This is a genomic window from Imperialibacter sp. (assembly GCF_040222385.1).
In the GTDB taxonomy this organism is placed as follows: domain Bacteria; phylum Bacteroidota; class Bacteroidia; order Cytophagales; family Cyclobacteriaceae; genus Imperialibacter.
The window spans coordinates 290,463-303,721 of sequence record NZ_JAVKDF010000039.1 but is presented as its reverse complement, the minus strand read 5'-3'; the positions used below and the strand labels follow the sequence as shown (position 1 = coordinate 303,721).

Genomic DNA, 13,259 nt, shown 5'->3' with positions numbered 1-13,259 from the left:
TTAATAGGATTTTGCTGTCAAATAATTGAGTTTGGCCACTGCAACTTGATATTGGACTTCTGCTGAGGCTTTCATTTTTTCATATTTTAGAAGCTGCTGTTGCATGCGCAATACTTCTTCAAACTCTTTTCCAGAGTTGCCATAGGCAGTAAACAAGAGGTTTAAGGCTTGTTCTGACTCCTGTATCTGCTGGTCGTATAGCTGAAGCAGCTCTTGTTGTTGCCGTATTTCAAACCAGGCCATTTCATAGCCGGAAGTAAGAGAATTGGCGTATTCATCCTTTTGCAGGGAATAGCTTTCTTGCATCAGCTGTGCTTCTTTTACAGCGGCTTTGTACTTATTCCTGAAAATGGGGATACTGACCGAAACCATAGGCATCAACACGTCCTTTCCATTGTCAGGTAATACCATGTCTGTTCGTTCGCCTACCATCACATAATCCAGACCAATACCCAGTTTTGGAAGCCCCTGCTTTATGGCAGCTTGTTCTTGCGCTACACTTGCTTTTATTCTAAGATCCAGTGCATTCAACACCGGATTATTGGTCAGCAAAGAGTCCTTTCGGAAATCATCGGCTAAAGATTCTGCCAATAAGGAATCGCTTACTACCACCGGATCATTTTCACTTCTGTCCAGCAGCTTGTTGAAAGTGGTGATTAGTGGTTTTTCTTTCTGATCCAGGATGCTCAGATTCGTGGTGGCATCTTTAAGCATGATATCCACCCGGAGTACATCCACCATGGTACCGGTTCCATTTTTAAATTTTGAATTGGAAATGGTTTTATAGGATTGCAGGATGTCGATATTTTCCTTCTCAATCTTCTTCCACTGGTTCAGTTCGTATAGTGGATAGTATGCTGCCGCAACTTGATAATATAGTTTGTTACGAGCATCCAGAAAGGACTGGTACTTTGCTTCCGCCATTAAAGCAGCGGCATCTCCTTGCGCTCTGAGTGTACCAAACCAGGGGAACATCTGGGTCAATGAAAACCGAGCCCTTTGCGGACCCACTCTGGTTTCTACCGGGGAAATAAAATACCCAAAAGAAAATGAGGGGTCAGGTAGCGTACTGACCTGATCTACTTTTTGTAATGCTGCTTCAAACTCTTTGTATTTCGATTGCAACCCCGGATTGTTTTGGGCTGCTATTTTGAAATAGTCATCCAGGGTCTGAGCTTGACCCACACTCGTTCCGAGAAAAACAAGTAGTATGATATTTACAATTATCTTCATGGTTGTGTCTTGTTTAATTTTCTTTCTTCACGATAGCTGTATAGTACCGGCACAATAAAAATGCTCACCAGGGCAAACGCCATTCCTCCGAAGGAGGGGATCGCCATGGGGATCATAATGTCCGCACCACGTCCGGTAGAGGTGAGCACGGGCAACAAGGCTATCATTGTAGTAGAAACCGTCATCAAGGCGGGTCTTATCCTCCTCAGCCCAGCCTCTACTACTGCCTCTCTGACTTCTTTTAAAGTACCAGGTCGGTTTCGCTCAAAGCTCTGATCCAGATAAGTGGCTATTAATACCCCGTCATCTGTGGCAATGCCAAAGAGGGCAATGAATCCTACCCAAACGGCCACACTCAAATTGACGGTATGCATTTGGAACAGATCCCTCATGTTGGTACCGAAGATGGAGAAATCAGCAAACCAATCCTGCCCGTAGAGCCAAAGCATCAAAAAACCACCGCTAAAGGCCATGGCAATACCTGTAAATACCATCAGGGAGGTACTGACTGACTTAAACTGGAAGTAGAGGATGAGAAATACAGTGGCTAAGACCAAAGGAACGATGATGGCCAAACGCTTTTCTGCCCGAACCTGGTTTTCATAGCTCCCTGAGAATTTATAGCTGATCCCTTCCGGAACACTTAATTCTCCAGCGTCAATTTTGTCCAGAATGGTTTTTTGGGCAGCATTTACCACCCCCACTTCTGAAAATCCATCTCGCTTATCAAAGAGTACATAGCCTACCAAAAAGGTCTCTTCGCTTTTAATAGCCTGGGGCCCACGAACGTATTCAAAATCAACAATCTGCGAAATGGGTATTTGTGCCCCTGTTGGAGTAGGTATCAGGATTTTGCCTAACGACTCGGGATCGTCACGCAATTCACGTGGATAGCGTACCCTCACCGGAAAGCGTTCCCGGCCTTCCACTGTTGAGGTGATCTTCATGCCGCCAATAGCTGTTTCTATTGTTTGCTGTACATCTTCTACATTCAAGCCATATCTGGAGATCTCATCCCGATTGATATTGAGGTGCAGGTAGGGTTTTCCCACGATCCGGTCGGCAAATACCGCTTCTGCCTTTACCGAAGGCACTCCTTTTAGTATTTCCTCCAGCTCCAACCCGAATTGTTCAATGGTTTTCAGATCAGGACCATAGACTTTAATACCCATGGGTGCCCTCATACCCGTTTGAAGCATAACCAGCCGAGTTTCTATCGGCTGTAGCCTGGGTGCAGAAGTGACGCCAGGTATCTTGCTCACCTGTACTATTTCATCCCAAATGTCATCCGGTGATTTGATGTTGGGACGCCAGTTACGAAAATAATTCCCATTGTCATCTGGTATTAAGTCTTGATACGTCACTCCCTGGGTTAAGGCTTCCTCATTGGAAAGTGTATCACCGCTTTCGAGTATGAAACCGTCCTTCCTGTCCACTTTAAACCGCACCCTGTGCCCTTTTTCATTGAGCATATATTCCGGTTTATAGTTGATGACATTTTCATACATAGAGATAGGTGCCGGGTCAAGTGCGGATTCCACCCGCCCCAGTTTGCCAACAGCTAATTCCACTTCAGGAATATTGGTAAGAAGCATATCCAATTGCCCAAGCACCTTGCGGTTGTATTCAAGTCCCGAATGCGGCATGGATGTAGGCATCAGCAGGAAGCTGCCCTCATTAAGGGATGGCATAAATTCTTTACCTACACCAGGGAAAGCTTCCGTTAACCCAGACCATACTTTAGTGGTACGTACATCCCAGTTCACTACATCAAACCCCTTTGCCACAAATCCAAAGACGGAATTGAACCCTATCCAGGTGGTTGCCCCTAATAGGATCAGAAAGGAAGGGATGGTGAGGAAAGTGCCTTTATGATCCAGACACCACTTGAGTATGGGTTTGTAAAAATGCTCCAGCAGGGAGAATGCCCCCAAAATAAGGCCGACCAGCATAGTGACAAAAATAACATTGAGCAGGAGGCTTTTACTTGCGCCCAGTGGCAACCAGTATTTGGCCAGTAGCCATACCACACCAATAACGACTATAAAAATTTCAGCATGATTTAAAACCCAATTTGCGGATTTGCTAATGGTCTGAAAGAACAATGGTTTGACGGGCTGATTTGTTGATGGTTCGATAGTTCCGACATCTTTGCCTGGTTCCCTTCTGAGTGACTTCAAAGTTCCGGCAATGCCAAAGGCCAACAGCATCATTCCTGCCCATACCTGTCCGAGAAAAAGGCAGGCAACACCTACAGGTAGCAGTACGATATTCAGCCATTTTTGAATCTTTTTACTTTTGATCCTTGCTCCGAAAAACCAATGGGCTAGTGTGGGCAAAATCAATAAGGAAACAATAAGTGCCGCCACGAGGGCAAACGTTTTGGTGAAAGCGAGGGGGCCAAAAAGTTTCCCTTCGGCAGCTTGCATAGTAAATACGGGAATGAAACTCACTATGGTGGTAGATACTGCGGTTAGAATGGCAGAACTGACTTCTGAAGCACCGTTGTAAATGGTATCGATCAGTTTTTGGCCGGGGGGTGCTTCATCCAGGTGTTTGATAATATTTTCTGATAGGATAATACCCAGATCCACCATTGTACCGATGGCAATGGCGATACCCGACAAGGCTACAATATTGGCATCTACACCAAAGTAGCGCATGGCAATAAAGACCATGAGCACAGCTATCGGCAAAAGACTGGAAATAAGGAAAGATGCCCGCAGGTTATACACCATCACGATCACTACTAGAATGGAAATCAGAATTTCCAGCGACAGGGCTTCTTCAAGCGTGCCCAGGGTCTCGTAAATAAGTTCGGAGCGATCGTAGAAGGGGACAATGGTAAGTTGGCTTTCCACGCCATTGGCCAGGGTCTTTTTTGGTAACCCAGGAGCGATTTCATCGATTTTCGCCTTTACATTGTTGATGACCTGCAAAGGATTGGCTCCAAAACGGGCCACAACGACACCACCTACTACCTCGGCTCCTCCTTTGTCCAGTAACCCCCTTCGGGTAGCAGGACCCAACGTAACTACACCAATGTCTTTAATACGGATGGGTACATTATCATGAACGGCCACTACCGCCTTTTCAATGTCTTCTACTTTTTTGATATAGCCCAATCCCCGGACTAGGTACTCTGCCTGGTTGATTTCGATGGTTTTGGCACCTACATCCCGGTTGGATTTAAGTACGGCCTGCATCACTTTATGTAGCGGGATATTGTAAGCCTTCAGAGCATCGGGATTGACGTCAATCTGATACTCCTGTATAAACCCACCAATGGATGCTACCTCCGATACACCTTCTGTGGCGTTCAATCCATATTTCACGTAGAAATCCTGGACGGTGCGTATTTCGTGCAAATCCCAACCACCTGTAGGGTTGCCTTGTTTGTCCCGGCCTTCAATGGTGTACCAGTACACCTGACCAAGGGCTGTTGCATCAGGGCCAAGGGCGGGCTGCACCCCTTCGGGTAACAAATCCCTGGGTAGGGCATTGAGCTTCTCGATAATTCGTGAGCGAGACCAGTAAAACTCTACATCTTCACTAAAAATGATAAAGATGCTGGAGAAGCCAAAAATCGAAGTGCTTCGGATGGATTTTACGCCCGGGATACCTAGTAAATAGGTAGTCAACGGATACGAAATTTGGTCTTCTATGTCTTGTGGCGACCGGCCTTGCCACTGGGTAAAGACGATCTGCTGGTTTTCGCCAATATCAGGAATGGCATCAACCGGTACAGGATCGGAGGGCAATGCACCCACCTGCCAGCCAAATGGTGCCGTTACAATGCCCCAGGCAATAAAACCTATGAGGATAAGAACAGTAACTAACTTGTTCTCAAGAAAGTATTTAATGATTTTATTAAGCATGATTTCATTCAATTTTCTTTGAAACTGTTTTGAGAAAAGCGCACGCCAAAGCATGCACTTGGGACGTAGCAACACACTACGACTCAGAGAAAAATTTGAATGAAATGCTTAAATAAGGAAGGACTGAACGAGCACAGGTATGTCACGCTCAATCAGAGGGGGGGAATAGTCGTTAAACGTATAGTGATCAACGGTAGTGTCACTAAAAAGAAACGAAACCACAGCGTAGATAACTGCGATCATTTGAAAATCAGGAACCGCAACTTTGGTCACTTGCGTAAGGTCTTCATGACCCTCAATTACTAAAGTTTGGTCTTCACAGCAACCTTTTTTAGTCACCTGCTGGTGTTCACAATCCGGATCATGCTTATCATTGGCACAAGGGGATTTTTGAGTGGCCATTTCGCAGGGCTCAGCCCCGGCAAAAAGTGCAATGCTCTCTAGCTGGCCCATACAGAAATGCATGCCAAAGGTGAAGCTCATGGAACTGAGCAGCACCAAGGCTGAAAGCATAATGGCCGATATTTTTCTAAAACGTTGCACTTTGGAGAAAGTCTAATGCGAATTTACGGAATTTAGTTCAGAATGTTCGATTTTAACGTCAAAAATGACGGTTTGCATTTCAAATAATTCAACATGTGGATGTTCATGCTTTATTTCTATTGGAAAATCATAGTTTGCTGATGCTTATTTTTGGAGTCATTATCTTTTACACAGCAGTAAAAAGAATCCCGTGTGGATGAGTCACCCACACGGGAGTTCCGTCAGAAACTAATCACCGCTTCAACCACGACTCCACTGAACTCAGCCCCGGCAAAACGCCCTGTCCAGGCATTCCCTTCATACTGCTGCTTCATGTACTCAACTTTCGTTAAAACGTTCTTTGAAAGATACCAGCCTCCACCAAAATTGACCCTGCTGATTTCCAAATCTTCCGTGGCACTTTCACGCATCTTACCACTCACTGTATTGTATCTGCCACCAAGATAGAAACGTTCATCAGCTCCAAACCTATACAATACCTCTGCGGCTATTTGTGTGAATGCACCCTCTGTGTCGGCTTGAGGTGTTGTGAATTCATTGCTTCCATCAGCCAGCTCATAAATACCAAAGAACTCCAAGCCTTTGTACTTGATGAATGGGTTAATCTGCAAGGCTGTGAGTTTTGTGAACCTGGCATTGAACTGCCCATCACGAGGGCCACCTTCTGTATTGCCATCCACATCCGGTACTGTAAAAAGCACATTGTAATACCTGGAGCCTCCTCGGTCACCACCATACAGATATGTGCCTGTTGAGGTTCCTTTATTGATGTACCAAGATCCGGTCAATCGTACTCTCAGATCCTCGTTCAGTTGTTTATCGTATCCCAACTTTCCGAAGAAAGAAGGCTTATTGTCCGTATTGTCATTCACCGTTACATTTTGATTGAGCTTACCGTTTGTCAACCCAACCACTGCCAATAAGCCATTCTTTTGAACGGTAATCTCTCCGAATGCTTCGGTGGAGAATGCATCCATAAGATAGTTTCCCACAAAAGGGTTGAAAATACCTCTGGCATTGTCTGTTCTCCTGAAATGTGCGTCCCCATAGTTAAACTCATCTAGCCCTATGGTGATGCTTGTATATTTCATGACTCCCTCCAGAAACCCGGGTTTAACAAAGTCAAGATTATCCACTCTCATGTATCCACCCTTAATCCATGCTTCGTTGTGTGCTCTGGAAGAAAGATAGGTTCTGAGGTGCATCCGAACACCTTCCATTACCTGTACATCAAGGTTGAGGTTAGCTGAAGGTAAATTGAAATCGGAACCAAGCTCAACCAAGGTACCTGCATCATTACTTTGGTTGAGGCCCTGAAATTGCATGGCGAAATCACCGCCTACTCTTACTTTGAGGCCATCAAAGATGATTGTATCCTCTTTTGAGGGCTCGAATACATTCAGGCCGTTTTTATCGTTTGGCCTGAAATACTGCAAGCCTGGTTGTTGGGCATATGTGGTATTGATCACCATCAGTGTCAAGGCAATGAATACCAATTGAATTTTATGAAATGTTTTCATGATTTTAACATTTTGTTGAAAGTCTGATTAAAGAAACTTGATGATAGTTTTGTCGGATAGATGGTGTCTAATGCTGTTTAAATATCCCGGAACAGCTATATTTCACAGAACCATTTCCAACATTGCCCGAAGGTTTTGTAACCCGGACAACTAACTGATAATCAGATGTTAGCTAAAGAAGAAATGACTGGAACAGGATAGAGCGATACCGCCCTGACCAGCCGGGGGGAGCCTTTTTAGAAGTTGTGTAGTTTCTTGACTCGAAAAATTGTGTAGAAGGCAAATGAAAAGATGGCTGAGCCAATGCCGCTGGTGAAGAAGCAATGACCGGAATGTCAGAATGAGGTGTCCTGAAATCATCGAGAGAGAAGATGGTTTCCTGATCCTCACAACCATCACAAGGGTTGCTGTGATCGTCACAGCATGGTTCGTGGTGTTTTAGAAAAAGCTCGAAGCTGATCAGTTCGCCCCCGCAAAAGTGCTGAAACACTGCCATCCCTTTGCCAGGGAGAAGCATTACAATGAGCAGGACGATATATAAGTTGCGCTTCATGAGCCTTTTGATGTAAAATGCCATTCATTGAAAGGGTATCTATTTAGTATTCCCTTCAATATGACCCAAAAGTACGCAACGGTTATTGAGAGGGCTATGACATTGCACATGTCAAAACATGATGTATGTCACATAAAGCATTGTCTACCCTAGCAACATGCTTGATCAGAATCCAATTGTACTGGTGGACAAGGTGCTGAACCATAGCTGCAATACACGCAGCAATCCCCTTCCTTTGGTTTTAGCACCTGGTGGCAGTTTTCACATTCATAGAAATACTGACAGGCGTCAGTCGGCATAGTTTCTTCTTTCTGATGTCCGCAGTTGGGGCAAGTGATGGTAGATTCTAAGATGATTTCCATTTATTTCTCTGTTTTATTGGTCACTGAATATCCGGTTGAGTTGATGGCTTGTTCAATTTCAAGGACGTCCGTTTTGGATTTATCAAATTCTACGATGGCATTGCCCTGGTCGTAGGAGGCGGTTACATTCAGGATGCCGCTGAGCTTATTTACTTCATGCACTACATGCGCTGCGCACCCCTGACAAGTCATGCCTTTGATTTGAAAATTTACGGTCTGAATGTCTGACTTATCAACGATGATCACTTGCTTTTCAGATTTAGGGTAGAAAATGTGAGCATAAAGCGGGAACGCCAACATCAGGGCAGCAAAGACCGTGATTATTGAAAGGAACTTTCTTGTTTGCCAAAAGGAGGGCTGAAGGTTCTCCTCACAGGCACATTCTTTTTCCTTTTTGGCCTTTGGTTTGAGTTTCTGATACCAGGCAAAGCCTAATACAACCACTGTGATGCCGACAAAAAAAGGCCTTGCCGGATCGAGCCATGAGAAAGTGGACGCAATCCCGCTTGCACCGGCCACTAATGCAAGCACCGGGCTGATGCAGCAAAGGGAGCTTACTAAAGCGGCTAAAAGGCCGCTGGTTAAAAGGGAATTTTTCATATACTTAATTTTCAAAAAAAGAAGGGCTCTGCGCCCTCCCAGTTACTTTTTCTTACAGCAGGCGGGTACTTCCGCCACTTTCATGTCATAAGGACATTCAGGAGTGCCTGCCAAAGGGCAGGTAACTTTTGGACAATCTGGAGTACCTTCCAAAGGACAAGCTTTTGGAGATGAGTTGATCCCGTAGGCAAGGCCACCAATTGCGAGAATACTCGCTGTTGCGAAAATCATGAGTTTACTTTTCATATCAATCTATTTTAATGAAACATCTCTCCAAAGGTCAGTCACGGGGGGAGGGGGTATCCAAACGTTCGGATAAAAATTTCTTCAATTCTTCTTCCACCATGCGGGCTTCTCGTAGTTTTTTAGGCACTTCTTCGAGTTTAAGCTCTGGAAATAGTTTTCTCAGCTTTTCTATTGTTTCTTCATTGCCACAGTCGCCAGGGCAGCTCTGGTAAGCTGACGAGATCCTTTCTGCTAGTGCTTTCCTGTAGGCATCATCCAATAACTCGTAAGTAGTCTTAGCAAGCATGGATTGCACAGCTTTTAGCTGCAAAAGGATATTTTCAACCTGGTCCACATCATCTATTTTGCTAAGGATGTATCCCAGCTGACCTGTTGCTGTTTTTAGTGAAACCTTTATGCTTTGAGTGAGATCATGGGGTATCATAAGGTAGGAATTGAATTTGGGAGCTTAAACAAATCGAGCACAGATGAAATGATTCGCTGACTTTGCGCTTCTACTGAATAGAATATGGTTTGTCCCGATTTTTTAGTCGTCACGATTCTTGCATCCTTCAGTTTTTTCAAATGCTGTGAGACGGCCGGCACGGTCATGCCCAGGATGTCTGACAAGTCGCACGGACAAAGTTCATTTTCCTGCTTCAAGAGGTACAGGATTTTGAGGCGGACCGCATTACCGGCAAGATTCAGTACATCTGCCAGTTCTAAAAGTCCTTCCTCCTTGCTTTTCAAGTCTTCCCTGCACCTATTGATCTGGTCGCTATCGGCAAAGACACGAATACATGTATTCATAACTTCGTATTTAAGCATTTGCTTAACAAAGCTAAGAAATTAAATGTATTTAAGCAAGTACTTAAATACAAAAAAAGGGCTACTTCGCCCTTCTCATTAATTTCGGTGCTGCCAGCCTTTCACGGAGAGCCTGCATATCCTCGCTTACCTTCTTCTCTACGACCTTAGCATAAACCTGGGTGGTAGTAATCTTTGAATGGCCGAGCATTTTGCTGACGGTCTCCAACGGGACGCCATTACAAAGGGTAACGGTGGTGGCAAATGTATGTCTGGCCAGGTGAAAGGTGAGGTTTTTTTCAATTCCGCAGAGGTCGGCAATTTCTTTCAAGTAGGAGTTAAGCTTTTGGTTAGAGATCATAGGGAATACAGATCCTTTCTGCAATGCCCTTGGATGGGTCTTGTATTTCTCTATTATTTCCCAGGCTTTGGGAAGGATAGGAACCCTTACTGGCTGGTCAGTCTTTTGCCTACAGGTCGAAAGCCAGTATTCTCCATCAATGCCAATCGTAATGTTGGATGGCGTCAGGTTCATTGCATCGATGTAGGCCAGTCCGGTATAGCAACTGAATACAAACAGATCTCTTACCCACTGCAAACGCACAATTTTGAAGTCTTTGTTTTCTACTGCCTCCAGCTCTTCTTGATTGAGGAAATCCCTATCCACCCGATGAAATTTGAGTTGGTACTTATCAAATGGATCCCGGCTTACCCATTCCATTTTTACAGCCATGGTCACCATTTTCCGGAAACGCTCCAGGTGCTTCATCACTCCATTATTGCCAAGCGGCTTCTGGTGGTCTTTGGGCTTGTAATTGCGGAGGTAGAATTCAAAATCAGTGATGAACTTATAGGAGAGCTCGGATAGAAACATGTCGGTAGTTCCAAAGCGCTCTTTCAAAAATCGGTGGATGTACTTCTGTGTGGTGAAGTAGTTTTTCATCGTGCCCCAAGTCAGTGTATCCCTCATGGCCTGGTTATGATAATCCACCAGCTTACACAAGGTGAAATCCTTTTGGTCTGTACCCAGGAACATGCTCTTGATGGCATCTGCGGTGATCAACCGCTTTTGCACTTGCATCTCCTGGTAGCATTCCATGATACGGGCCTGAACCTCATCCAAATAATGATTGAGCGATTTGATTTCTTCCCGGCTGCCCTTGGCCATGCCTTTGCTGCCATTCCAGTCGCCTGGTTTGATCCAGCGCTTCAATGATATTTCAACTCTGCGGCCATCAACGGTGACCCTGGCATAGATTGGGAGGAGGCCATCTTTGGCCTTGTTAGTTCTTGTGATGAACTGAACTCCGAAGGTGTTTGTAGTTCTCATGATAATTCAGCTTTTGAGTGTTTGTGTTAAAATGATTCCTCTCGTGGTGAACTGCTTCCACAAGGCCACTCAAACAGACCTAAAGCAGTTCAAAATGTGTGATGCAACTATCTGTTTTACAGCTATTTGCATCAATCTGGTGAACTAAAATAAACCATTCATTTGGTTCACCGGATAGGTCTCATTTTTGCTGAAATTGTCTAAATCGAACTGATACATAAAAAATAAAAAAGCCCGCAAATCGTAAGATTTGCAGGCTTTTGGGTTCAGATGAACCTTTGTTGTCGGGATACCAGGATTCGAACCTGGGACCCTCTGGTCCCAAACCAGATGCGCTACCGGACTGCGCTACATCCCGTACTTCAATCAATCAGGTTCCGTGTGCCCTGATTCTCAAACGAGGCTGCAAAGATGCGGAATCTTCCATTTCCACACAATACTTTTTTCACTTTAATTCATCAATCATTATAACATCCTCAACCTGATTGACTTAATCTCCAAACTGTTTCCAGAAAAACCGTTAACACTGACACTTAGTTCGCCACTTCCCGGGTTTACTTTCAGGTTGCCGACAAATACCAATGGCCATTTTCTTTCATATACCTCTCCACGGTCATCACGATCAGGGCTTTCAAGTTGCGGAGCCGAAAGACTTGCGGAAATCTCCTTTTGAACAACCTCTCTTCCAAGTGAAATGCGAACATTAAAAGGTGTCGCTGTTTCACATGCCATTTCCACATACACCGCATAAGTGGCTGTATCAACAACCTGCAAGTCCCAGGCTGCTTTTGAATCGTTGCTCATGCTGGTAAACCAATCGTTTGCCCAACCAATACCTCCTTTAAATGCTATCGCTTCTTTAGCAAACACATCTGGAGCAGGCAGCTCTATTTCGGGCACTTGGGCATGACCTATTTGGATGGGTTCCGGCGTTGTTCCTTTTTTGGTTACTTCAGCAAACCATTTTCGATAGTCGGCCTGCATACTTGCCGCCAGCTCTGGCAGCGAATCAATAATGTTCTGCTTTTGGAATGGGTCGGCCAGCAGGTCATAAAGAGCCGTTTCATTAGGCTTCATTGTCAGCAAGTACTGATCGCTCCGAACAGCCGACGGAATAGTATCCACTTCACGAATCACCTGGTGTGTGTAAAACTTTCGATTGGGCCAGCCAGGTGCCGATTCAGTCATTGGAAGCAAACTCTTTCCATGGATATTCAGGCTATCGGGCAGCACAATCCCTGTCAGCTCAGCCAGCGTCGGTAGGATATCAATATGCGCCGCCATCTTTTCAATCTTCGCCCCCTTGTCCCAGCCAAGTCGGGGGTAGCGGATCAAAAAAGGTACTCTCACCCCACCCTCGTCGACATGGGCTTTAATACCTTTAAAGCCGCCATTGTAACGCACGCCGTTGGGGCCGTTGTCTGTCATGAAAATGACGATGGTTTCTTCCTCTTTCTGAATGGCATTCAAATGATCAAGCAAACGCCCCATAATGTCATCAATGTTCTCGACCATTCCATAGACGGCTGCATCCTTGTTGCTCAATCCCATCGCCGCATACTTATCAAAATATTCATCAGGCACCTGAAAAGGTCCATGAGGGGTGTTGAGTGTTAGCATGCACAAGAAAGGGCCGTCGTTGGCCATAAACTCCATGGCTTTGTCAGCCAGCACGTTGGCCATGTATCCCTGCGTCTTTACCTCCTCAAAATTGTGCGTGAGTGTAGCGTCGAAGTAGTTATTAAAGTGGCCTTCTTTGAAGCCAAAAAACTCCTGAAAACCCTGCCCAACAGGATCATGTGGGTACTGCTTGCCATTGTGCCACTTCCCAAACAGCCCTGTACGGTAACCGGCAGCTTTCATTACCTCAGCCATTGTCACTTCTCCCTCACGCATCACTTCCATTCGGTGCGTTACCCACGAGGTGCCAGTGGCCAGGTGGTAGCGCCCGGTGAGGATACTCGCCCTGGTGGGTGCACAAACTGGAGAAACGTAGAACCTTGTAAACTCCGTAGCATGTTGTGCCAGCCAATCAAGGTGTGGAGTACTCACACTATCATTTCCATGAAAAGCCAGGTCGCCCCAACCCTGGTCGTCGGTAAGCACAAGGAGAATATTAGGCCGCTTCAGTTCTGGCTCTTCACAACCTGAAAGGCATCCGATAGAAAACACGGCAATAAAAGATAATAGTAGATTTCTCATGAGCTA

The 13,259-nt window shown here is 45.2% G+C and carries 12 protein-coding genes and 1 tRNA gene; all 13 read right to left on the bottom strand.

Annotation, left to right across the window (positions count from 1 at the left end; translation table 11 throughout):
* Positions 1-1,233 carry a TolC family protein gene (locus RIG68_RS21040; RefSeq protein WP_350126828.1) on the bottom strand — a complete coding sequence of 411 codons (1,233 nt, stop codon included), beginning with the start codon at positions 1,231-1,233 and terminating at the stop codon, positions 1-3.
* Positions 1,230-5,111, bottom strand: a complete 3,882-nt coding sequence (locus tag RIG68_RS21035) for an efflux RND transporter permease subunit (RefSeq protein WP_350126825.1) — start codon at positions 5,109-5,111, stop codon at positions 1,230-1,232. Before RIG68_RS21035 ends, RIG68_RS21040 begins: the two co-directional genes overlap by 4 nt.
* A 108-nt stretch (positions 5,112-5,219) precedes the next feature.
* The gene (locus RIG68_RS21030) at positions 5,220-5,654 is read right to left on the bottom strand and encodes an HYC_CC_PP family protein (RefSeq protein ID WP_502880674.1); all 435 of its coding nucleotides are present in this window, start codon (positions 5,652-5,654) and stop codon (positions 5,220-5,222) included.
* A 221-nt stretch (positions 5,655-5,875) separates the two neighbouring features.
* A complete protein-coding gene (locus RIG68_RS21025; protein WP_350126819.1) occupies positions 5,876-7,174 on the bottom strand; it encodes a hypothetical protein in 1,299 nt (432 codons plus the stop codon).
* A gap of 172 nt (positions 7,175-7,346) precedes the next feature.
* Positions 7,347-7,727, bottom strand: coding sequence for an HYC_CC_PP family protein (locus tag RIG68_RS21020; protein ID WP_201430306.1), 381 nt, complete (start codon positions 7,725-7,727; stop codon positions 7,347-7,349).
* Between the two features lie 149 nt (positions 7,728-7,876).
* Positions 7,877-8,089, bottom strand: coding sequence for a GDCCVxC domain-containing (seleno)protein (locus tag RIG68_RS21015; RefSeq protein WP_073094976.1), 213 nt, complete (start codon positions 8,087-8,089; stop codon positions 7,877-7,879).
* On the bottom strand, positions 8,090-8,689 hold the full coding sequence (gene merTP, locus RIG68_RS21010; protein WP_350126816.1) for a mercuric transport protein MerTP: 600 nt from the start codon (positions 8,687-8,689) through the stop codon (positions 8,090-8,092).
* 42 nt (positions 8,690-8,731) lie between these two features.
* Positions 8,732-8,935 (bottom strand): hypothetical protein, encoded by a 204-nt coding sequence (locus RIG68_RS21005; RefSeq protein ID WP_143156028.1) that lies wholly within the window; start codon positions 8,933-8,935, stop codon positions 8,732-8,734.
* Between the two features lie 34 nt (positions 8,936-8,969).
* Positions 8,970-9,359 carry a metal-sensing transcriptional repressor gene (locus RIG68_RS21000; RefSeq protein WP_201430308.1) on the bottom strand — a complete coding sequence of 130 codons (390 nt, stop codon included), beginning with the start codon at positions 9,357-9,359 and terminating at the stop codon, positions 8,970-8,972.
* Positions 9,356-9,724 (bottom strand): ArsR/SmtB family transcription factor, encoded by a 369-nt coding sequence (locus RIG68_RS20995; protein ID WP_236587567.1) that lies wholly within the window; start codon positions 9,722-9,724, stop codon positions 9,356-9,358. Before RIG68_RS20995 ends, RIG68_RS21000 begins: the two co-directional genes overlap by 4 nt.
* A 79-nt stretch (positions 9,725-9,803) precedes the next feature.
* Positions 9,804-11,051 (bottom strand): site-specific integrase, encoded by a 1,248-nt coding sequence (locus tag RIG68_RS20990; protein ID WP_350126813.1) that lies wholly within the window; start codon positions 11,049-11,051, stop codon positions 9,804-9,806.
* 284 nt (positions 11,052-11,335) lie between these two features.
* Positions 11,336-11,409: transfer RNA gene (locus RIG68_RS20985), tRNA-Pro, on the bottom strand.
* 107 nt (positions 11,410-11,516) lie between these two features.
* Positions 11,517-13,253 carry an arylsulfatase gene (locus RIG68_RS20980; RefSeq protein WP_350126810.1) on the bottom strand — a complete coding sequence of 579 codons (1,737 nt, stop codon included), beginning with the start codon at positions 13,251-13,253 and terminating at the stop codon, positions 11,517-11,519.
* Positions 13,254-13,259: the final 6 nt, after the last annotated feature.